Annotated in this window: 18 protein-coding genes; 6 read left to right on the top strand and 12 right to left on the bottom strand. The window is 73.1% G+C overall.

The annotated features are described in order from the left end of the window. Nucleotides 1-19: 19 nt before the first annotated feature. Nucleotides 20-910, top strand: a complete 891-nt coding sequence (gene purU, locus AVP42_RS00615; protein ID WP_067945085.1) for a formyltetrahydrofolate deformylase — start codon at nt 20-22, stop codon at nt 908-910. Between the two features lie 64 nt (nt 911-974). Here the strand turns inward: purU and AVP42_RS00610 are convergent, their stop codons facing one another. The 10 genes from AVP42_RS00610 to AVP42_RS00565 form a co-directional block, all read right to left on the bottom strand. Next, a complete protein-coding gene (locus tag AVP42_RS00610) occupies nt 975-1,334 on the bottom strand; it encodes a YrdB family protein (RefSeq protein WP_231878485.1) in 360 nt (119 codons plus the stop codon). Between the two features lie 76 nt (nt 1,335-1,410). Next, nucleotides 1,411-2,196 (bottom strand): glucosamine-6-phosphate deaminase, encoded by a 786-nt coding sequence (gene nagB / locus AVP42_RS00605; protein WP_067945081.1) that lies wholly within the window; start codon nt 2,194-2,196, stop codon nt 1,411-1,413. Beyond that, complete coding sequence (locus tag AVP42_RS00600) at nt 2,181-3,167, bottom strand: ROK family protein (RefSeq protein WP_082846870.1); 987 nt, start codon at nt 3,165-3,167, stop codon at nt 2,181-2,183. The genes nagB and AVP42_RS00600 overlap by 16 nt, the downstream gene beginning before the upstream one ends. Next, nucleotides 3,164-4,690: a glycoside hydrolase family 3 protein gene (locus AVP42_RS00595; RefSeq protein WP_082846876.1), complete on the bottom strand. Its 1,527-nt coding sequence runs from the start codon at nt 4,688-4,690 to the stop codon at nt 3,164-3,166. Before AVP42_RS00595 ends, AVP42_RS00600 begins: the two co-directional genes overlap by 4 nt. Before the next feature lie 5 nt (nt 4,691-4,695). Then, entirely contained in the window at nt 4,696-5,613 is a 918-nt protein-coding gene (locus tag AVP42_RS16815; RefSeq protein WP_369798119.1) for a carbohydrate ABC transporter permease, read from the bottom strand. After that, nucleotides 5,610-6,605: a carbohydrate ABC transporter permease gene (locus AVP42_RS16810; protein ID WP_067945079.1), complete on the bottom strand. Its 996-nt coding sequence runs from the start codon at nt 6,603-6,605 to the stop codon at nt 5,610-5,612. Before AVP42_RS16810 ends, AVP42_RS16815 begins: the two co-directional genes overlap by 4 nt. A gap of 149 nt (nt 6,606-6,754) precedes the next feature. Beyond that, nucleotides 6,755-8,020: an extracellular solute-binding protein gene (locus AVP42_RS00580; RefSeq protein ID WP_067945076.1), complete on the bottom strand. Its 1,266-nt coding sequence runs from the start codon at nt 8,018-8,020 to the stop codon at nt 6,755-6,757. A gap of 69 nt (nt 8,021-8,089) precedes the next feature. Next, complete coding sequence (locus AVP42_RS00575; RefSeq protein WP_067945107.1) at nt 8,090-9,223, bottom strand: ROK family transcriptional regulator; 1,134 nt, start codon at nt 9,221-9,223, stop codon at nt 8,090-8,092. 147 nt (nt 9,224-9,370) lie between these two features. Continuing rightward, nucleotides 9,371-11,248 carry a heavy metal translocating P-type ATPase gene (locus AVP42_RS00570; protein WP_067945073.1) on the bottom strand — a complete coding sequence of 626 codons (1,878 nt, stop codon included), beginning with the start codon at nt 11,246-11,248 and terminating at the stop codon, nt 9,371-9,373. 109 nt (nt 11,249-11,357) lie between these two features. Then, nucleotides 11,358-12,575, bottom strand: coding sequence for an NADP-dependent isocitrate dehydrogenase (locus AVP42_RS00565; protein WP_067945071.1), 1,218 nt, complete (start codon nt 12,573-12,575; stop codon nt 11,358-11,360). A 172-nt stretch (nt 12,576-12,747) separates the two neighbouring features. Here AVP42_RS00565 and AVP42_RS00560 point away from each other — a divergent pair, with 172 nt between their 5' ends. Both AVP42_RS00560 and AVP42_RS00555 read left to right on the top strand, forming a co-directional pair. Further along, nucleotides 12,748-13,206, top strand: a complete 459-nt coding sequence (locus tag AVP42_RS00560) for a GNAT family N-acetyltransferase (RefSeq protein ID WP_067945069.1) — start codon at nt 12,748-12,750, stop codon at nt 13,204-13,206. A gap of 22 nt (nt 13,207-13,228) precedes the next feature. Next, nucleotides 13,229-13,543 carry an MGMT family protein gene (locus AVP42_RS00555; RefSeq protein ID WP_067945068.1) on the top strand — a complete coding sequence of 105 codons (315 nt, stop codon included), beginning with the start codon at nt 13,229-13,231 and terminating at the stop codon, nt 13,541-13,543. Between the two features lie 17 nt (nt 13,544-13,560). Here the strand turns inward: AVP42_RS00555 and AVP42_RS00550 are convergent, their stop codons facing one another. Together AVP42_RS00550 and AVP42_RS00545 are read right to left on the bottom strand one after the other, a co-directional pair. Further along, a complete protein-coding gene (locus AVP42_RS00550) occupies nt 13,561-15,465 on the bottom strand; it encodes a histidine kinase (RefSeq protein WP_067945066.1) in 1,905 nt (634 codons plus the stop codon). 17 nt (nt 15,466-15,482) lie between these two features. After that, a complete protein-coding gene (locus AVP42_RS00545; RefSeq protein ID WP_231878484.1) occupies nt 15,483-16,121 on the bottom strand; it encodes a response regulator transcription factor in 639 nt (212 codons plus the stop codon). 266 nt (nt 16,122-16,387) lie between these two features. Here AVP42_RS00545 and AVP42_RS00540 point away from each other — a divergent pair, with 266 nt between their 5' ends. The 3 genes from AVP42_RS00540 (at nt 16,388) to AVP42_RS00530 (ending at nt 21,993) form a co-directional block, all read left to right on the top strand. Next, on the top strand, nt 16,388-20,002 hold the full coding sequence (locus AVP42_RS00540) for a DUF3376 domain-containing protein (RefSeq protein ID WP_067945063.1): 3,615 nt from the start codon (nt 16,388-16,390) through the stop codon (nt 20,000-20,002). Between the two features lie 96 nt (nt 20,003-20,098). Beyond that, on the top strand, nt 20,099-20,671 hold the full coding sequence (locus tag AVP42_RS00535) for a hypothetical protein (protein WP_067945061.1): 573 nt from the start codon (nt 20,099-20,101) through the stop codon (nt 20,669-20,671). After that, nucleotides 20,668-21,993, top strand: a complete 1,326-nt coding sequence (locus AVP42_RS00530) for a type III PLP-dependent enzyme (RefSeq protein WP_082846869.1) — start codon at nt 20,668-20,670, stop codon at nt 21,991-21,993. The genes AVP42_RS00535 and AVP42_RS00530 overlap by 4 nt, the downstream gene beginning before the upstream one ends. Nucleotides 21,994-22,021 lie beyond the last annotated feature (28 nt).

Genomic DNA, 22,021 nt, shown 5'->3' with positions numbered 1-22,021 from the left:
CGCCGGGTACGCTGTCCGGATGACCACGGATGCCACCGAGACCGCGGATGCCACGGGCACGCACCTGAACCACTGGGTCGTCACGCTGAGCTGCACCGACGGCCCCGGGATCGTCCACGCGGTGAGCGGCGCGATCGTCGCCGCGCGCGGCAACATCACCGAGAGCCAGCAGTTCGCGAGCCACGACACCGGCCGGTTCTTCATGCGCGTGCAGGTGGAGTCGCCCGCCGACCGGGCCGAGCTCGAAGCCGCCCTCGCGCCCGTGCGGGAGCGCTGGCAGATGGACCTGCACCTCGACGAGGTGGGCCGGCCGCTGCGCACCCTCGTGCTCGCGTCGACGGCCGGGCACTGCGTCAACGACCTGCTCTTCCGCCAGCGCGCGGGCCAGCTGCCCGTCGAGATCCCGCTCGTGCTCTCGAACCACGGCACGCTGCGCGACCTGGTCGACTTCTACGGCGTGCCGTTCGAGTCCGAGGCGGTCGTCTCGCCCGAGACGAAGGCGGCGTTCGAGCGGCGGATCCTCGATGCGGTCGAGGAGCACGACATCGAGCTCGTCGTGCTCGCCCGCTACATGCAGATCCTCTCCCCCGAGCTGTGCGCCGCGCTCGCCGGCCGGTGCATCAACATCCACCACTCGTTCCTGCCCGGCTTCAAGGGCGCGAACCCGTACCGCCAGGCGCACGCCCGAGGCGTGAAGCTCATCGGCGCGACCGCGCACTTCGTCACGAGCGACCTCGACGAGGGCCCGATCATCGAGCAGAACGTCGTGCGCGTGGACCACTCGCGCTCGGTCGCCGAACTCGTCGCGATCGGCCAGGACGAGGAGAGCCGCACGCTCTCGCAGGCCGTGAAGTGGTTCGCCGAGCGGCGCGTGCTGCTCGACGGGCAGCGCACCGTCATCTTCCGCTGAGGCGCGGGTCTCGGTACGCGCCCTCGGCGCTACTCGACCACCGGAGGCAGCCGGCGGCGCCGGATCAGCGGAACTCGCGGCGCCCGTTGATGACGCCGCTGACCGCGGCGACCACGGCGAACACGACCGCGATCACGGGCTGGCCCATGACCCACCACGCGATCGCCGCGCTCGAGAACACGGCGATCTCCACGAGCGCCTTCACGAACGGGTCGACGCGGAACACGGCCTTCGGCGACCGGAACAGGGCCCACAGGAGGATCGCGGCGAGCGGCAGGCCGATGCCGAGCAGCACGCCCGGCCACGGCAGCTCGAACGCGACGAACCCGAAGATGCCGAGGGTCACGATCGCGAAGACCTCGAGCAGGAACCGCAGCAGGTCGTTGAAGCCCACCTGGGGCGTGTCGGGCGTGGCGTCGTTCACGAGGTTCAAGCCTAACCGCGGTGACGGATGCCGCGGCATCCGTCACCTGTCCACGCGCGTCGATCCACCGGCGACGTCAGATGCCCTGCCAGTCGGGCTTGTTCGCCCACGCGTGCCGGTAGTAGTCGGCGTGCTCGAGTTCGGCGGCCGCGGCCTCGTCGACGATCACGGTCGCGTGCGGGTGCAGCTGGATGGCCGAGCCGGGCCGGCTCGCCGACACCGGGCCCTCGACCGCGTCGGCGAGCGCGCGCGCCTTCGCCGCCCCGAACGCGAGCAGCACGAGGTGCCGCGCCCGGAGGATCGTGCCGATGCCCTGGGTGATGCAGTGCACGGGCACGTCGTCGGGCGAGACGAAGAAGCGCGCGTTGTCGGCGCGGGTCTGCTCGGTGAGCGTCTTCACGCGGGTGGGCGACGCGAGCGAGGAGCCGGGCTCGTTGAACCCGATGTGCCCGGTTCGGCCGATGCCGAGGATCTGCAGGTCCACGCCGCCGGCCTCGGCGATCGCGCGTTCGTAGTCGTCGGCCGCCGTGCGGATCGTCTCGGGGTCGCCGTTCGGCACGTGCACGAGCGACGGCGTGAGTCCGAGCGGCTCCACCACCTCGCGCGTGATGACCGCGCGGTACGACTCGGGGTGCCCTGGCGGCAGTCCCACGTACTCGTCGAGCGCGAACCCGCGCACGCGCGACACGTCGAGGCGGTCGTCGCGCAGGCGCCGGGCGAGCGCCCGATAGGTCGACAGCGGCGTCGACCCGGTCGCGAGCCCCAGCACCGCGTCGGGTCGCGAGCGCACGAGGTCGACGAGCGCGGATGCGGCGAGCTCTCCGGCCTCCTCCTCCGAACCGACGATCACGACCTCGGCCATGCGGGCACCTCCTCCTGGATCGCGGGCGTGCGGAGCGGTTCGGCTCCGCCGGATGGCGCCGGCTCGTCGCCGACGAGCGCGGCGCCGACGGCCGCGGCGGGGAAGCCGCGCGGGATGACCTGCACGCGGGACGCGAGGTCGAGCGAGGCGAGGAACGGCGACGAGGCCGTCCAGTCGGCGAGCACGCGCCGCGTGCCGACGAGCAGGCGGTCGCCGAGCGCGGCGAGCCCGCCGCCGATGACGATGTCGTCGACGTCGGTCGTGAGCGCGAGCAGCCGCACCGCCGATGCGACGCCGGTGAGGAACCGGTCGCGCACGGCGACCGCGGCGGCGTCGCCGGCGTCGGCCCGGTCGAAGAGCTCGAGGCTCGGATGCTTGTGCTCGCTCGGCCACATCGCGGCGAGCGCGGACCCCGACGCGACGGTCTCGAGGCAGCCGCGCTGGCCGCACGGGCAGGGCGCACCGGCCGGGTCGACGGGGATGTGGCCGATCTCGCCCGCGACGCCGCGGCGACCGCGGAGCAGGTGCCCGTCGAGGACGATGCCCGCCGCGAGCCCGGTGCCGAGGTTGAGGTAGGCCATCGAGTGCGCCCGCTGCCCGTCGGCGAGGCCGAGCAGGTGGTGGGCGCCGAGCGCGGCGGCGTTCACGTCGTTCTCGACGCGCACGTCGACGCCGAGGCGGTCCGCCAGGCGCGGGCCCAGGTCGAGGCCCTCGAGGCCCAGGTTGACGGCGTGCGCGACGCGGCCGGTCGCGCTGTCGACCGAGCCGGGGATGCCGATGCCGATGGAGTGGAACGCATGCGCGTCGACGCCGGCGAGCTGCGACATCCGCTCGACCGTGCGCAGCGCGGTCTCGACGACCGCGTCGGCGCCGAAGCCCGTGGGCATGCGCACCTGGTCGCTGAGGGCGCCGTCGTCGCCGATCGCGACGGCCGCGGTCTTCGTGCCGCCGATGTCGATGCCGAGCCTCACGAGGCCTCCGCCGGGGTCGTGCGCAGGGCACCGTCGATGCGCTCGGCGAACGCCTCGGCGACCGACCGCGACGCACCGAACGTCGCCACGTCGGCGAGGGCGAGGTCATCGCTCGGCCAGCCCAGGTCGGCGGTCACGACGTCGTCGCGCACCGCGCGCAGGCGCTCGATCGCGTCGACGGCGAACGGATGCCGGTGCAGGTCCTTGCCCACGACGAGCACGGGCCCGGCGAGGCCGGTCGGGTCGGCGAGCGGCGTCGACGCGTCGACCGGCACGATCGCGGCATCCGTCAGCCAGGCCGGCGCCGGGCGGCTCGGGTCGGGAGCGGCGACGAGGGCGAACGGCCCCCACGGCACCTCGCCCACGGCGATGTTCGCCGCCGTGTCGATGCGCACGACGGTGCCGAGGCGCCCCGCACCCGCGAGGCGCTCGAGGGCGCCGGGCGCCTCGTGGAACGACGACGCGATGCGCGCGCCGAGGTCGGCGGGCAGGCCGGCGCTCGTGTCGGCTCCCGACTCGGCGTCGGACGCCGGTGCGAGCGCCCGGACGCGGGCCGCGGCATCCGCCACCCGTTCGGCCGGCAGGCGGCCGGCCTCGATCGCGGCCTCGATCGCCGCGACGATCTCGGCGAGCTGGTCGGCGGTGTTGCCCGTGCCGATGCACAGGAGGTCGCAGCCGGCGGCGAGTGCGCGCACGGCCGCCTCGGGGATGCCGTGCACGCCGCTCGCCCCGGCCATGTCGAGCGCGTCGGAGACGATGACGCCCTCGAAGCCCAGCTCCCCGCGGAGCAGGCCGTGCAGGATGCGGGGAGACAGGGTGGCGGGCTGCTCCGCGTCGAGCTGCGGCAGCAGGATGTGGGAGGTCATGATCGTGCGCGTGCCGGCCGCGATCGCCGCGCGGAACGGTGCCAGCTCGCGCTCGCGGAGCCGCTCGAGCGGCAGGTCGACGACGGGCAGCGCCAGGTGCGAGTCGGTCGCGGTGTCGCCGTGGCCCGGGAAGTGCTTGGCGCTCGCGGCGATGCCCGTCGACTGCACGCCCTCGATCCACGCGGCGGTGTGCCGGGCGACGAGCGCGGGGGTCGCGCCGAAGCTGCGGACGCCGATCACCGGGTTCAGCGGATTCGAGTTGATGTCGGCGTCGGGTGCGAACGTCATGGTGCACCCGACCTCGACGAGGGCGTCGCCCACGGCGCGGCCGATCTCGCGCGTCAGGGACTCGTCGTCGATGCGGCCGAGCACGGCGTTGCCCGGGTACGGCGCACCACGGTCGGCGAAGAGCCGGGTGACGTCGCCGCCCTCCTCGTCGATGGCCACGACGGCGTGCGGGTTCGCGGCGCGCAGGCTCGCGGTGAGCTGGCGGAGCCGGCCGGGCGTGCGCACGTTCGTGGCGAACAGGCACACTCCCCCGAGCCCTTCGGCGAGCAGGCCGAGCAGCCACTCGGGCGCCGTCGGCCCCGTGAATCCGGGTAGCAGCGTGGTCAGGATGTCGCGGCGCAGGTCGCCGGTCGCGGCATCCGTGGTCATGGTGCTCACCCCTTCACCGCCCCGCTCACGAGGCCGCTGGTCATGCGTCCCTGCACGATCAGGAAGAACACGATCACGGGGATCGCCATGAGCGTCGAGCCCGCCATGATCGCCGCCCAGTTCGTGGTGCCGTTGGCGACGAGGAAGGTGCGCAGCCACACCGGCAGCGTCATCATCTCGGGTCGCGCGTTCAGTACGAGCGCGATCACGAACTCGTTCCACGCCTGGATGAAGCCGAACACGCCCGTCGCCACGAGGCCCGGGGCGAGCAGCGGGAACGTGACCCGCCAGAAGGCGCCGGAACGAGAGCATCCGTCGATCATTGCAGCTTCCTCGAGTTCGGCGGGGACGCCGTTCACGAAACCCCGCAGGGTCCAGATCGTGAACGGCAGCACCGTGGCGACGTACACGATCGTGAGGCCGATGAGGGTGTTCAGCAGCTGCCATCCGTCGATGACGCGGAAGATCGAGACGATCATCGCCTCGCCGGGGATCATCTGCACGACGAGGATCACGATGATGAACGTCCGGCGGCTCTTGAACCGGAAGCGGGTGACCGCGAGAGCCGCGAGGAACGCGAAGATCAGCGCGACCGCGACGGTCGTGAGCGTCACGATGAGCGAGTTCAGGGCAGCGGGGGCGAACGGCGTGCGACCCGGGTCGAAAAGCACCGTCGCGTAATTGCGCAGCGTGAAGTTGTCGGGCCAGAAGTGGATGTCGGTGCCGCGGATCTCGTTGTTCGGCTGGAACGACGTGTTGACCATCCAGTAGACGGGGAACGCGAACAGCGCGAACAGCACGACCGAGAGGGCGCTCCAGCCGATGGTCGACGGGCGGATGCGGCGGCGCCGGGATGCGGCGGGCCGACCGGCGGGGCGGCCGGACGCGGCCGGCTGCGTCCCGGGGGCGACGAGGGCGCTCACAGCTCCTCCTCCTTGACGGTCTGACGCACGTAGTAGAGCGAGATGGACATGAGGATGATCGCGGTGATGACGGCGATCGCGCCGCCGGTGCCGAAGTCGCCGCCGGCGATCGACACCTGGTAGATGTACACGCCGAGCGTGTTGGTCTGCTCGCGGATGCCGCCGATGTCCTGCAGCGCGAAGATCTGGGTGAACACCTTCAGGTCCCAGATGATCTGCAGGATCGTCGTGATGAGGAAGATCGGCTTGAGGTACGGGAACACGATGAGCCGGAAGCGGCTGAACCCGCCCGCCCCGTCCAGCTGCGCGGCTTCGAGCACCTCGTCGGGCACCTGGGTGAGCCCGGCGTAGAGGGCGAATGCGACGAACGGCACCGCGCCCCAGACGATGATGACGCCCGCGACGAGGAAGAAGCTCAGGGGCTCGATGAGCCACGAGTGCTGCGTGTACTGCTCGAGGCCGAACGCGTTCACCAGCACGGAGTTGACGACGCCGTAGTCGGTGTCGAACATCCAGCCCCACACGATCGTCGCCGACAGCGGCGGCATCGCCCACGCGAGCAGCAGCCCGAGCGAGAGCAGCAGGCGGAAGCCCTTCGGCAGCCGCTGCAGGAGCAGGGCGATGAGGGTGCCGAGCAGCATCGTGATGACGACGCACGCCGCGGCGAACACGAGGCTGCGGCCGAGCACCGCGTAGAAGGCGGGATCGGTGAGGACCGACACGTAGTTGTCGAACCACACCCACTCGGGCGGGGCGCCGAAGACCTGCGCCCGGCCGAACTCCTGCATCGACGTGACGAGCAGCTGGACGAGGGGCCAGCCGACGATCGCGGCGAGCACGATCGAGGCCGGCACGAGGAGGGCGTACGGGGTGAGTCCGCCCGTGGGCCGACGACGCCGGGGCGATCGCCGGGGCGCGGGCTGCGGCGCGGCGAGCCGTTCGCCGTCGACCGAGCTGACGACCGGGGGCGGGCCGCTGTCGGTGGTGGTCATGGGGTTCTCCTGCAGTCGACGGATGCCGCGGGCGGGGCCCGCTCATGGTTCCGGGCCGGCAGCGTGTGTGGGCGGCTGCCGGCCCGGGGCCTGGAGGGCGGGTGCGGTCGCGCAGCCATGCTGCGCGGCCGCACCCGGTCGGAACGGGATCAGCCGTTGAGGATGTCCTCGATCTTCTGGTCGGCCTCCTCGGCGAGCGCCTGGACGTCGCCGCCCTGCGCGATCTTGACGAAGAGGTCCTGCAGGATGCCGGCGGCCTCCACGTCGGCCCACTTCGGCGACGCCGGGGTGAGCTTGGCGTTGCCCGCGGCCGCCGCGATCGCCTGCGCGACCTCGTCGGTGCCGAGGGTGTCGGCGAGCGAGAGCTTGGCCGGAACGAGGCCGTTCTCGCCGTAGATGGTCTGGAACTCCTCGGACAGGATGATCTTCATCGCGTCGAGCGCGAGCTCCGGGTGCTTCGACTTCGCCGAGATGCCGATGTTCGAGCCGCCCGCGAAGACCTGCGCGGCGCCGCCGTCCTTGCCCGGCAGGGCGTAGACGCCGAGGTTGGCCTCCTCCTCGGGGCAGCCCGGGGTCTCGGCGTCGGCCGGCGCGAGGATCGACCACTTGACCCAGCTCGGGGCCGACAGCTGCAGGGTGGTGCCGTCGCAGTAGCCGACCTGCGGGTTGGTCTCGTTGCCGTCCTTCGGCGCGAGCGAGGCGTTGGTCATGACCTGCTGCACCTGCTCGAGCCCGGCGACCGACTCGTCGCTGGAGAGCTGCGCATCCCACTGGTCGCCGTCCGGAACCGCGACCTCGCCGCCGTTCTCCCAGATGTAGGGCAGGGCGTTGTACCAGTCCTGGCCGGGCCACCAGATGCCCGACTTGCCCGGGTTCGCCTCGGCGAGCGCCTCGCCGTTGGCGATGTACTCGTCGAGGTCGCCGGGCACCGAGAGGCCGGCCGCCTCGAGGGCGTCCTTCTTGTAGAACACGAGCCGCGAACCGGAGTAGAGCGGTGCGGCGTAGAACTTGCCGTCGTACGAGCCTGCCTCGACGAAGCCGGGCAGGAGGTCGTCGCCGCCGAGCTCGTCGTAGTGCTCGGTGAGGTCGAGGAACGCGCCTGCCGAGGTGAACGCCGCGGCCTGGGTGTTGCCGACCTCGACGATGTCGGGGCTGTCGGAGCCGGACAGGCTCGTGGTCAGGCGGTCGACCAGGCCGTCCCACGACTGCTCCTCGATGACCAGCGTGGAGCCGGGGTGCTCCTCCTCGAACGTCTCGACCAGGTAGTCGCGCGCGGCGTCGGGCGTGTCGGTGCCGACGAGCCAGACGCGGATCTCGGCGCCCTCGTCGGAGGCGACGTCGCTTCCGGTCGTGGCGCAGCCGGCGAGGGTGAGCGCAGCAGCGGCGCCGAGCGCCGCGATGCCGAGTTTCCTCATTGCTGGGGTTCCTTTCGATGGGACGTGGGGTGGGGCGGGGTGCGTCCACCCGTGGTGCGGGGTGGGCCTCTACGAGACCCCGAGCTGCCCGGACAGGACCATGACGGCCGCGCCGCGCAGGACGATGTCCTGCCCGTGCGCCGTCATCCGGAGCCTCAGATCGCGGTGGTGTTCCGCCATGGTCCGGTTCCGGAGCGTCTCGACGGCCGCCTCGAGCAACGGTCCGTCAAGCAGTTCCGTCGGTCCGCTGAGCACGACCTCGGAGAGGTTCAGCGCACCGACGACGGGGGCGAGCACGATGCCGAGACGTCGGCCGGCCTCCCGCAGGGTCTCTTCGCGAGCGGATGCCGCGGCATCCGTCGTGCCGAGCCGTTCGAGCTCGGCGGTGAGCCGGGGCACGGCGAGCCACGACTCGAGGCATCCGTGCTTGCCGCACGCGCAGCGCGGCCCGCCGTCGGTGCCGACGACGACGTGGCCGATCTCGCCCGCGGCGGAGCCGGCGCCGAGCACGGGGCGGCCGCCGACGATGAGGCCGGCGCCGACACCGTGGCCCACCTTCACGAGGATGAGGTCGCCGGGCGCGGTCGCGTGCTCGGCGAGCACGGCGACGTTGGCGTCGTTGGCGACGTGCACGGGCAGGTGGAAGGCGGCGGTCAGCCGCTCCTGCAGCGGCAGGTCGGTCCAGCCGAGGTTCGGCGCGGAGCGGACCACGCCGTTCGGCTCGACGACACCGGGCGAGCCGACGCCGATGCCGAGCACGCGCGCGGTCGTCAGGGCGAGGAGCCCGTCGAGCAGTTCGACGATGAGCTCGACCGCGCGCTCGCCGGTCGCCCCGTCGAGCGCGACCTCGGCGCGCGCGACGATGCCGCCGTCGAGGTCGAGCACGGCGCCCCGGAAGCGGGTGTGCTCGGAGAGGTCGAGGGCCACCACGTGGAACCCGGCCCGGTCGACGTCGATGAGGGTCGCGGGCTTGCCCGGGCGGGCGTCCTCGCGCTGGCCCAGCTCGACGACGAGCCCCTCGGCGATGAGTTCGGCGACGAGGTCGGAGACCGTGACGCGCGTGAGGCGGGTCTCGCGGGCGACATCGGCCCGGCTCTGCGCGCCCTGGGTGTACAGCGTCTGGAGCACGAGCGAGCGGTTGTGGCTGCGGGCGTGCTCGGGGAGCACTTTGCCGGACGCCCGGAGCGCCCGGCCCGCGAACAGCGGAGCCGTCGCGCTCGTGGCGGGCGCCTGGGGCTGCTGGGCCGGGGTGGTCTCCGTTGCGGTCACGTTTGTTAGTAAACCTTACGAACAAACTCCGGCGCAAGAGGTCGTTACCCGTCCGTGACCTCGTTCCCGCAGGCGCAGGTGTCAGCGGGCGGTCGCGCCGACCCGGGCCGCCGCCGCCACCGTCGACGCCGCATCGCGCCGGCCGCCGATGGCGCGGAGCGCCGCGAGGATCGCCGCGAGGTCGACGAACTCCTGCAGCAGGGCGCCCGCGGTCGCGGGGATGTAGCCGAACGCCGCGACCACCATCAGTCCCACGCTCACCACGATGCCGAGCCAGATGCTCTGCAGGGCGATGCGCACGGTGTCTCGCCCGATCTCGACGGCCTTCGCCGTCCGTGAGACGTCGTCGACGAGGATCACGGCATCGGCGGACTCGCTCGCCGCCGTCGCGCCCCGCGCCCCCATCGCGATGCCGACGTCGGCCGCCGCCAGCACCGGGGCGTCGTTCACGCCGTCGCCGACCATGATCACGGGCCGCTCGGTGATCGCGGCGACCTCCTGGACCTTGTCGGCCGGCAGGCACTCCGCCCGGACGCGCTCGATGCCGAGCTCGGCCGCGATGTGGTCGGCGGTCGCCTGCGCGTCACCGGTCAGCATCATCGTGTGGGTCACGCCGAGCGCCTCGAGCCGGGCCAGGGTCTCCCGTGCGTCGTCGCGGAGCCGGTCGCGCGCGAGCAGCGCGCCGGCGTACCGACCGTCGACGGCCACGTACACGGCGAGCTCGCCAGGCGCGATGGGCGTGCGCCGCGCCTCCGGCGCGTGCTCGAGCACGAACGCGAACTTGCCGACCACGACCTCGCGGCCCCGGATGCGGGCGACCACGCCGTTCGTCGCCGCCTCGCGTGCGGCATCCGCTTCGGACAGGCGGAGCCCGCGTTCGGTCGCCGCGTCGATCATCGAGGCCGCGAGCACGTGCGACGAGTACTGCTCGGCCGACGCGACGAGGGCGAGCAGCTCGTCGGCGTCGAAGCCCGCCTCGGGTCGCACGGCGACGAGCTCGGGCGACCCGTGCGTCAGGGTGCCGGTCTTGTCGAACACGGCCGTGCGAGCGCGCGCCAACTGCTCGAGCACGCCCCCGCCCTTGACGATCACGCCGTTCCGGGCCGCGCGGCTCATCCCGCCCATGAACGCCACGGGGGCGGCGATGAGCAGCGGGCAGGGCGTCGCGAGCACGAGCACCTCGGCGAAGCGCACCGGGTCGCCCGACACCCACCAGGCGACGCCCGCGAGGAGCAGGGAGAACGCCGTGAACGGCACCGCGTAGCGGTCGGCGAGGCGCACCACCGGGGCCTTGCTCGCGGCCGCCTCGGCGACGAGCGCCACGATCTGCTGGTACTGGCTGTCGGCGGCACGGGCGGTCGCGGTCATCTGCACGGCGACGTGCCCGTTCACCGACCCGCTCAGCAGGTCGTCGCCGGCCCGCTTCTCGACGGGCAGGCTCTCGCCCGTGATCGAGGACTCGTCGACCGCGGTCTCGGCCGAGCGCAGCGTGCCGTCGACCGGCACGATCTCGCTCGGGCGCACGAGCAGCACGTCCCCCGGGCGCACCTCGTCGATGGGCACGTCGACGAAGTGGTCGTCGACGACCCGGTGCGCGCGCTGCGGGGCCCGCGCGAGCAGCGCGTCGAGCTCGCGCTTGGCGCGGCGGCCCGCGTAGTCCTCGAGCGCCTCGCCACCCGTGAGCATGAGCACGACGATGAGGGCGGCCACGTACTCCCCCACCACGACCGTCGCGATGATCGCCGTGACCGCGAGCACGTCGAGGCCCCAGTGGCCGCGGAGCAGGTCGCGGACCATGCCGACGGCCTGCCACGCCGCGATCGCGAGCGCGTAGCCGCTGAAGATCCAGGCGACCAGCCAGCCCGCCCCGGCGAGCGCGAGCATCGCGCCGACGAGCCCGATCGCGACGGTGAGCGCGACGACCGGGTAGCGACGAACGAGGCGGATGCCGCTGGCCATGCCCTCCATCCTCGCCGATCCCGGAGACGCGCGAGGGCCGGGCGCGCGCGCCGGAGACGGCGAAGGGGCCGGATGCCGCGGCATCCGACCCCTTCGATGAGCGCGAGGCTCAGGCGGCGATTCGCGCCTTGAGGTTCGCGTCGATCGTGTCGAGGAACTGCTCGGTCGTCTGGTACTCCTGCTCGGGACCGACGAGGAGGGCGAGGTCCTTGGTCATCGCGCCGGACTCGACGGTCTCGATGACGACCTCCTCGAGGGTGCGCGAGAAGTCGATGAGCTCCTGGTTGCCGTCGAGCTTGCCGCGGTGCGCGAGGCCGCGCGTCCAGGCGAAGATCGAGGCGATCGGGTTCGTCGAGGTCGGCTTGCCCTGCTGGTGCTGGCGGTAGTGGCGCGTGACCGTGCCGTGCGCCGCCTCGGCCTCGACGATCCGGCCGTCGGGCGTGGTGAGCACCGAGGTCATGAGCCCGAGGGAGCCGAAGCCCTGCGCGACGGTGTCGGACTGCACGTCGCCGTCGTAGTTCTTGCAGGCCCAGACGTAGCCGCCCTCCCACTTGAGCGACGCCGCGACCATGTCGTCGATGAGGCGGTGCTCGTAGGTGATGCCGGCCTCGTCGAACTTCTGCTTGAACTCGCTGTCGAACACCTCCTGGAAGATGTCCTTGAAGCGGCCGTCGTACGCCTTGAGGATGGTGTTCTTCGTCGACAGGTACACCGGGTAGTTGCGGGCCAGGCCGTAGTTCAGCGAGGCGCGCGCGAAGTCGCGGATCGACTCGTCGAGGTTGTACATGCCCATCGCCACGCCCGAGCCGGGCGCCTGGAAGACCTCGAACTGCTGCGGCTCCGAGCCGTCCTGCGGGGTGAAGGTCATCGTGAGCGTGCCGGGGCCGTCGAACTTGAAGTCGGTGGCGCGGTACTGGTCGCCGAACGCATGGCGGCCGACGATGATCGGCTTGTTCCAGCCGGGCACGAGCCGCGGGATGTTGGAGATGATGATGGGCTCGCGGAAGATCACGCCGCCGAGGATGTTGCGGATCGTGCCGTTCGGCGACCGCCACATCTTCTTCAGGCCGAACTCCTCGACGCGCGCCTCGTCGGGCGTGATCGTCGCGCACTTCACGCCGACGCCGTGCTTCTTGATCGCGTTCGCCGCGTCGACCGTGATCTGGTCGTCGGTCTCATCGCGCTTCTGGATGGAGAGGTCGTAGTACTCGAGGTTCACGTCGAGGTACGGGTGGATGAGCTGGTCCTTGATGGCCTGCCAGATGATGCGGGTCATCTCGTCGCCGTCGAGTTCGACGACGGTGCCTTCGACCTTGATCTTCGACAAGGGGCGGTCTCCTTGGGATCTCGTGGGATTGCTTGGGAAGCGAGGAAGTCTCGGGGGTGTCCGACACGCCGCCTGAAAGCTTACCGCCTCGCCGGGATATCTCGACATCGAGACATCCGACGGCCTCATCGCGGCTACCCGGGGGAACGACGGCTCCGTTAGGCTGCGTTGCATGGCTGAACTGCGACTCGAAGAACTGAACGCGACGAACGTGGTGGCCGCGAACAACCTGTCGCTGAAGCCCGGGCAGGAGCAGTTCATCGCCCCCGTGACCTATGCCGCCGAGACCGCGGTCGTCAATCCCGCCACCGCGTGGCAGCGCGTCGCGCTGAACGGCGACAAGGTCGTCGGTTTCATCCACGGCAACTTCGACCCCGAGAACGAGCACGAGGAGTTCCGCGCCTGCATCTGGCGGATCAACGTCGACGCCGAGGCGCAGGGCAAGGGCGTCGGGCGCTTCCTCGCGCACGCGCTGGCCGAGGAGGCCAAGCGCCGCGGCTTCGACCACATCACCGTGCTGTGGGAGCCGGGCGAGGAAGGACCGGGCGAGTTCTTCCACCGCATCGGCTTCCGCGACGTGGGCGAGACCCAGTACGGCGACATCATCGGATCACTCCAGCTCGCGAGCTGACGGGCGCGGGTCGGGTCGACGGATGCCGCGCACCGGCGAGGGTTTCGTCGAGGCCGTGCTCGCCGTGGTCGGCGACATCCCGCCCGGCCGGGTCATGACGTACGGCGACGTCGCCGCGACGCTCGGCTCGCGCGGGGCGCGCGCCGTCGGGCAGGTGATGGCCAGGTACGGCGGTTCCGTGCCGTGGTGGCGGGTGATCCGCGCCGGGGGCCGCCCGCCCGCGGGCAAGGGCGACGTCGCCCGACCGCACTACGAGGCCGAGGGCGTGCCGCTCCGACCCGTCGACGACGAGGACGGCTACCGCATCGACCTCGCCGCCTGCCGCTGGCACGGCTGAGCCGCCCCGGCGCGACGCTAGACGTCGAGCGGCGTGCCCACTCCCCCGGCCGGCACTCCCGCCGCACCGGGTGCGCCGGGCACCGGATCGGACGCCTCCGCGGCGACGAGCAGCGCGGCCCCCGATGCGGCGTGCGCGTCCGTGGTGGGCGGGTGCAGCGGCATCCGCACCGTCACCGTGGTGCCCGACCCGGGCGGGCTCACGAGCTCGAGTTCGCCGCCGACGGCCTCGATGCGGTCCGCGATGCCGAGCACGCCCGTGCCCGCGTCGAGTGATGCGCCGCCGACGCCGTTGTCGCGGATCTCGATCACGACCGTCTCGCCCTCGACGTGGGCGCGCACCCAGGCGCGGGTCGCCTGCGAGTGCTTCGCCACGTTGGCGAGCGACTCGGCGATGGCGAAGTACGCGGTCGACTCCACGAGCTCGGGCAGTCGCCCCTCGGCCTGCACGTCGACCTCGACCGGCACGGGGCAACGTCCGGCGAGCTCCGGCACGGCGAGCGCGAGCCCGCCCTGCGAGAGGAGGCTCGGGTGGATGCCGTGGGCGAGCTCGCGAAGCTCCTTCAGGCCCTGGTTCAGCGTCGCGATGGCGTCCTCGAGCTCGGACGCCAGTTCGTGCTGCCCGGCCGAGCGCGCGGTGTTCGCCGCGAGGCGGAGGTTCATCCCGAGCGACACGAGCTGCTGCTGCGCGCCGTCGTGCAGGTCGCGCTCGATGCGCCGCCGCGCCTCGTCGCCGGCCTCGACGATGCGCTGGCGCGACTGGCGGACCTGCTCGAGGGTGCGTTCGAGGTCCGAGCGCAACCGGCCGTTGTCGACCGAGAGCCGCAACGCGCTCGACACGCCGTCGAGCAGCCGCATGTTGTCGGTGAGCACCCGGTCGTGGCGGATCAGCGCGATCGGCAGGCCGGACGGCGAGGCGACCGGCAGGATGCTGTGGCCGCGCCCCGCCTCCTGCGAGTCGATGAGGCGGCCCGCCGCGTCGACGTACCGTCCGCGTTCCTCGTCCCACCAATAGACGCGCACGCTGTCGTCGCGCAGCGTGCGCGCGAGCGACTCCGCCCAGAGGCCGCGGTCGGCGCCCTCGCGGGTGATGCGCATGAGGTCGGCGACCCGGGCGCGCATGTTGCGGGTGTGCGCGATGCCGGCGACGAAGGTGACCGGCACGGCCGCCATCGCGAGCAGCGCCACCGTGTCGATGACCATGCCGGTCGAGGTGGAGGTGATGTATCCGGTCGCCTGCACGGCGATCGCGAGCGCCCAGGCCAGCAGCGAGACCGGCATGAGGAACGCGACCGCGCGCGCCGGCACGCTGCCGCGGATCCACCGCACGAGCAGGCGTCCGGCGATCACGAGCGCGAGCCCGACGCCGACGACGCGGTAACCGTAGTCGAGGATCGCGAACAGCACCGGCGCGTCGGCGATGCGGTACGCGTTCGGCGCACACGGGTCGCAGGGGGCGGCGTCGGGTCCGGCGAGCGCGAGCACCGCGGCGAGGTTCACGACGGAGGCCACGACCGCGATGGTCGCGATCGTCCGGTCGAACCGGTCGGCGAGCCAGCCGCGCGGGTACACCAGCACGAGCAGTCCCGAGATGACGGCCCACACGAGGTCGATGCCGCGGACGATCGGCCAGAGCCATCCGATGCCGCCGATGATGTGGAAGATGGCCTGCGGGATCCACAGGACGACGAACGCGACCATCAGCCGGGCCGGCACCGCGTTCGGGCCGATGGCCCACGCCACGGCCGCGCACGCGGCGAACACGAGCGGCACCGTCGCGTGCAGCGTCACGTACGCGATCTCGCGCTGCTCGGCTTCCGGGGTCGCGAGGAACCCGGCGACCTCCATCCACAGGCTGAACGCGACCGCGGCGACGATGATCGCGGTCCGGCGAAGGACCCGTCGGCGGTCTCCGTGCGCCATCACGGGCGCCTCACCCCCTAGCGTTCGCCGAGGAGCGTGAGCACCGCGAGCACGCGGCGGTGGTGCTCCGGCGACTCCTCGAGATCGAGCTTCTGCAGGATGCTGCGGACGTGGGTCTCGACCGTCTTGAGGCCGAGGAACAGGGTCTGGGCGATCCCCCCGTTGGAGTAGCCCTGGGCCATGAGCTCGAGGACCGAGCGCTCCCGCTCGGTGAGCCGGGCGAGGGGGTCGTCGGCTCGCGTGCGGCGCACGAGCTGCTCGACCACCTCGGGGTCGACGACGGAGCCGCCCGACGCGACGGTCTCGACGGCGCGCACGAGCGTCTGCGGCTCGGACACGCGCTCCTTCAGCAGGTACCCCGTGCCGCTGCCGGCGCCCATGACGCGCAGCGCGTACTCGGGCGTCGCGTACATCGACAGCAGCAGCACGCCCAGGTCGTCACCGCGTTCGCGGATGCGCTCGAGCGCGACGATGCCCTCGTCGCGGTGCGTGGGCGGCATGCGGATGTCGAGGATCGCCGCGTCGAGGTCGTCGCCGTCGAGCACGGCGAGGAGCTCGTCGGCGGTGCCGACGGAGGCGACCACCTCGATGCCGCCGCCCTGGAGCACCTTCGCGATGCCCTCGCGCAGGAGCAACGCGTCATCCGCGATCGCCACGCGAAGGGTTCGATCCGCTCCGGACTGCTCCATTCCACCTCCCGTTCGAAGGCGTGCGACAGCCGTCGACGTCGATGCGCCGCCCATCGTGAGGCTACCGCGTGCGGACGGCGCCCCGCGCGGTCCCCGTTCTGGGGGCAAGTCGCACGGAGGACGGCCGGAGACGTGCGGCGCGCGTGACGCTCGTGCCACGCTGGGATCGCCGGGTACCCTCCCCGACGCCCGGCGAACCCGGCGCCACCCCGCGCCCGAACCCGAGGAGCACGATGGTCCCGAACCGTTCCGCCGTCACCGAGTCCGAACGTCCGGTGAAGCTCGTCGTCGTGGACGCCGACAAGCGGATCGAGGACCTCCTCAAGACGACCGAGCACCTCGGCGCGGTGCCCTCGTTCAACCGGACCATGCGCGTCGCCCTCGCGATGCGCGGCGGCGTCAGCCTCGCCGTGTGGATCGGCGGCGCCGTCGCCGAACTCGACCTGCTCCGTCGCATCCGCCTCTACGACCGCGACGGCGAGACGATCGCGTTCGTGCCGGAGGCGAAGGGCCGCCCGCTCACCCCGCCGGTGCTGGCCCGCCTGCAGGCGTACGCCGAACTGCTCGACGCCGCGGGGTACGACCGCGTCGAGTTCGACCTGCTCGCCGGCGCGAGCGCCGGCGGGCTCAACGCGGTCGTCTACGCGGTGGCGCAGCGGGCCGGCACGGGACTCGACCGGCTCCTCAACACCTGGGGCGAGGTGGGCGGGTTCTGGCAGCTCCTGCATCCGCCGGGCGCGCGCGGCGTCGTCGCGCTCATGCAGGGCGAAGGCTACTTCCGGCCGGAGGTGCTGAAGACGCTGAAGGACTTCTACCACTCCGAGGAGCGGCATCCGGACCTCGTCGCCCCGTACACGAGCGTCGACCTCTCGGCGACCCTGATCGACGCGGACGACGAGTACGAGGAGGACGCCAACGAGGGCCGCGGGCACTTCCGGTTCGTGGGCACCCCCGGGCACCTCCTCGACAACCGCATCCCCGACAAGCACGACGGCGTGGACGAGACGCAACTCGACGACGACGAGGCGAGCCTCTCGCGCCTCGCGCTCGCGGCGCGGTCGACGTCGTCGCTGGCGGGCGGCTTCGAGCCCGCGGAGATCGACTCGTGGGGCGGCGCTGCCGGCGACCCCGACGACGCCACCGCGCGGGGCATGCGCTTCGCGTTCGCGGCGCACCGCGACCAGCCGGGCACGCCGTACCGCATCGTCGACGGTGCCGTGTTCGACAACGTGCCGATCGAGCGCGCCCTGCGCTCCGCGCGGTCGCGCGCGTCCGAGCGGCGCGCCGACCGGGTGATGGTGTTCCTCGATCCCGAGCCCGACCCGCCTGTCGGCGGCGCCACCGAATGGGACGCCGACGCCTCGCGGTTCTTCCGCGCGCTGCGCGCCATGTTCACCAAGCAGATGCGGAGCGAATCGGTCGCGCGGGAGGTCGCCGAACTCGAGCGGTTCAACGCCGAACGGCTCGTCGCCGCCGCCCGGCTCGACGGGGCCGCCCCGCTCATCGCATCGGCCGAGTGGACCCCGACCGCCGTGCGGGAGCGCCAGGCGGCGTACGTGCAGGCGCTCGGCGCCGACCTGGCCGACCACCTGTCGACGACGATCTCGACGCCGAGCCTGTGGCAGCTGGGGTCGTCGCTGCCCACCCGTCGCCGGTACCGACCCATCCCGCGCGGGCGGCTCGCCGCGCTCGGCCCCGCACTGCGGCGCCGGTTCTCGACGCTCGGCGTCGCCGACACGGCCAAGGTCGCCAAGTCGCCCCTCGCCCTGGCCGACGCCGCCAACTGCGTGCTCGGGTGGGCGCGCGCGCTCGAGACCATGCCGGAGCGGGAGGGCGGGCGCCAGGCGCTCCAGCTGGCAGCCGTGCGCACGAAGGCGTACACGGCCCTGACCGAGGCCATCCGCCTGCGCGACGTGCGCACCGCGCGGGTCCTCGAGGCGACGGAGCGGACGGCGGTGCGCGGGACCACGCCCGACGCCGCCGAGATCGACCGGTGGATCGACGTCTGGCTCGCGTCCGGCCGGGTGGCCGAGACCGCCGCGCAGTGGGAGGAGCTCGACACCGCCGTGGCGCTCCTGCGGATCGCGAGCCTCAGCGTCGAGGCGGAGGCGCGGGCAGGCAAGCGCACGCTCTCGCCGGCATGGGTCGCGTCGGCGTGGCGTCCGCTCGCGTCGACGACCCTGTCGGCCGTGGACCTGCCGCCGCTCTACCACTCCGCCGGCATCCCGGCCGCGCTGTCGCACGTGCGCTACTGGGCGATCGGGGTCGACGAGGAGCCGGCCGATCCGGGCGGCTTCGCGACGCTCGTCGCCGAGCGGCGGGTCGGCATCCTCGGCCGGGGCGTGCGCGCCGCGGGCCGTCCCGTCGCGCAGGTCGCGGCCGAGGTCCGAGCGGCGGCCGAGCATCCCGTCGTCGACCGGCAGACCAAGCTCGCCGGGTACGGGTTCGGCAACTTCTTCGGGTTCCTCGCGCGCGAGTGGCGGGTCAACGACTGGTGGTGGGGGCGCCTCGACGCGTCGGCCGGCATCGCGCGGTTCTTCGCGTCGCTGAAGCCCGAGACGGTGCGAACGGATGCCGCGGTGCGACTGCTGCAGGACGCCGTGCTCGCCCAGGCCGACGAGGCCGACCGCGAGGAACGGCGCGAGCCGGACGCGTCGGACGCCGACGTCGCCCCCGTCGCCGGGGCGGTCGCCACGTCCGCTGCCGGGGCGGTCGCCGAGCCCACGAGGCTGTCACCGCTCGAGCCGGTGTCGCCCGACGCCGGCTCGCCGGGCGACGACGCCCGGGCCCGGCGCACCCGTTTCCGCGCGGGCACCGACACCGTCCTGAACCTCGCGCCGGCGTACCGCTTCGCCATCGCGTCGCGCACCGTGCGCCTGCTCGTGCGCGTGCTCGTGCAGCCGGCGAGCACGGCCGGGCGCGTCCTGGCCCAGGCCGTGCTGACGCTGCTGCGGCCGCTCCTCGTCGCCGTGCCGGCGGTCGTCGATCCGCCGCGCCTGGCCCTGCTCGCCGGGTTCGTGGCGGCCGCCGCGTGGCCGCTGACGTGGTCGGAGATCACGCCCCCCTCGGTCGGCTGGGTGATCGTCGTCGCGGCCGTCGCCGTGGTCGCCGTGGCCTCGATCTGGGCCGCGGTGACGGCAGTGCAGCGCCGATGGCGTGCGATCGCCGTGGCGCTCGGCGGTCCGCTCGGCGACGAGGCCGAGACGGCGCGCGTCATGGCGCGCCGCCGGGCGCTCGTGATGGCGGGGGTCGCCACCGCGAGCGTGGTCCCGCTCGTGATCGCGCTGCTGCAGGGCAACCTCCTCCTCATCGTCCTCTGCGTCGGCGTCACGGCGGTGCTCGGCGCCGTCGCCCGGCGTCTCGCGGGTTCGGCGCGCCGCAGCGCGATCCCGGGACGTGACCGCCGGACGATCGCGATGGTCGTCGTGTTCGGGCTGCTCGGCGGGGTGCTGCCCCTCACCCAGTACGTGCTCGACCTCGCCGACGCACTCCCGGAATGGCTCGCGCCCGACGAGCGCTGGAACCTGCTCGTCCTGAGCGTCGCCGCGATCGCCGCGACGCTCACGCTGACGGTGGGCTGGCTCCGGATCGGCCGGAACCGGAGGGAGATCGCGGCGACCCGAGGCGTCAACTGGGCGTCGGTGACCGTGGTCGCCGTCGCGGTGGCGGCGCTGGCGTCCTGGCTCGCCAGCGAGTACGCGACCGGCGGCGGCGTCGAACTGCTCGCCGACACGATCGCCGCGGGCGTGTTCGTCCTCGCCTGGGCGGGGGTCGTGTGGTGGATGCCGGAGCTCGTCCGCGAGACGCCGCCCGTCGAGGACCGGGTCCAGCGGGCGTCGCTCACCTAGCCGCCCCGGCGCGGCCGGCGATCTCAGGGGTCCCCCCGACGCATCCGAGGGGCGGATCCGGATCCGTCGCACCGGCGCCGTTGGGAGGCTCGGGGCATGTCGGATCCCGCTCGCCTCCCTCGAACGCACCGCGGTCGCGTCGCGCAGTGGGTCGCGCGCTACCTGCCGCTCGAGGTGCTCGGCACGATCGCCGCGGTGGCGGGCTCGTGGGCGGCGTACGAGGCGAGCGGCTCGATCGTCGTCGCTGCGGTGGCCGGCACCGTCGCAGAGACCGTCGGCTACTACGCGCTCGTCGTCGTCCGCGGCATCCGCGGCCACCTCGCCTCGGCGCGCGTCACGCGCCTGGACGGCCGCGGCCGCCGCGCCGGGTTCGCCATCGCACTGACGCTCCGCGGCATGCTGGCCGAGTTCGGCCCCGCCGAGGTGCTCGACACGTTCATCACCCGTCCGGCGCTGCTCATCGCCGCCGCGTCCTGGCTCGGCCCGAGCCCGACGTCGTGGCTCGTGGGCAAGCTCGCCGCCGACGCCGTCTTCTACGTCATCGCCATCGCGTCGTTCGAACTCGGCCGCCGGGTCATCCTCCCCGACGGTCGAGCGGATGCCGCGGCCACCCGCCGCACGCGCACCGCCGGGTCCGCCGCGGCCGAACTCGAGGCGGTGACCCGATGAGCCTGCTCACCCGCACGGGCCCGACTCCTCGCGTGACGGGCGATCCCGCCGAGCGCTCCCACCGCCGCCACGGACGCACCGATGCCCGCCCGCCGCGCGGGCGCCCCTCGCACCGGGAGCTCGTCCGCCGCGACCTGGCCGCCTACGCTCGCCGCGTCGGGCTCGACGACCTCGTCCGCACCCACGGCTCGCCGCTCTTCGTGCTCGACCCGGCCCGCGTCGCCGCGCAGGTCGACGAGCTCCGCCGCGAGCTGCCCCGCACCGGCATCCACTTCGCGACGAAGTCGCTGCCGCATCCGGCCGTCATCGACGCGGTGCACGCGTCCGGCGCCTCGTTCGAGGTCGCCTCGCGCGGCGAGGTCGACCTGCTCGAACGTCACGGCGTCCCCATCGGGGCCTGCCTCCACACGCACCCCGTGAAGACGGTGGCCGACATCACGGGCGCGTACCTCCGCGGCATCCGCACGTTCGTCGTCGACAGCCCGTCGGAGATCGGCAAGTTCGCCGGGCTCCCGTGCTGCGACGTCGGCGTCCTCGTGCGACTGTCGTTCCCGAACCCCGGCGCCAAGTCCGACCTGTCGTCGAAGTTCGGCGTGGCGCCCGAGCACGCCGCCGCGCTCGTGGAGCGATGCCTCGCCGCACGACTGCGCGTCCGCGGGTTCACGTTCCACGTCGGCAGCCAGACCACGTCGGCGGAGCCGTGGCGCCGGGCGATCGACGCCACCCTGCGGCTCATGCGCACGCTGGAGGCACGGCACGGCATCCGGTTCGAGCTGCTCGACCTCGGCGGCGGCTTCCCCGTCGCGTACGACGAGCCCGTCCCGTCGCTCGGCGAGCTGGCCCGCGGCATCCGCTCGGCGCTCGCGGCCGTGCCGCCGCACGTGCGGGTCGTCGTCGAGCCGGGCCGCTTCATCGCCGCGCCCGCCATGACGCTCGTCACACGGGTCATCGGCACGAGCGACCGCGCCGACGGACGCTGGCACTACCTCGACGAGGGACTGTACGGCGCGTACTCGAACATCCCCGCCGAGGACGTGCACGCGCTCGTGTTCGCCGCCGCGGAGCTCGGCGTGGAGCCGGACCGGCCGGTCGGCGCCGCCGATGCCCTCGCCGCCCGCCGCCCCGCGCGCCGGCGGGTGCCCGTCACGCTCGCCGGTCCCACCTGCGACAGCGTCGACGTGATCGCACGCCGGCTGCCGCTGCCGCCCCTCGCCGACGGCGACCTCCTGGTCTCCCCCATGATGGGCGCCTACACGTGGGCCACCGCGACCGGCTTCAACGGCATCGCCCCGACCCCGGTCGTGGTCCTCCCCGAGGGGTGACGAGCGGATGCCGCGAGCCGGGGCCCGC

Source organism: Agromyces sp. NDB4Y10 (assembly GCF_001620055.1).
In the GTDB taxonomy this organism is placed as follows: Bacteria; Actinomycetota; Actinomycetes; order Actinomycetales; family Microbacteriaceae; genus Agromyces; species Agromyces indicus.
This window is presented reverse-complemented; position numbering and strand designations above follow the sequence as displayed.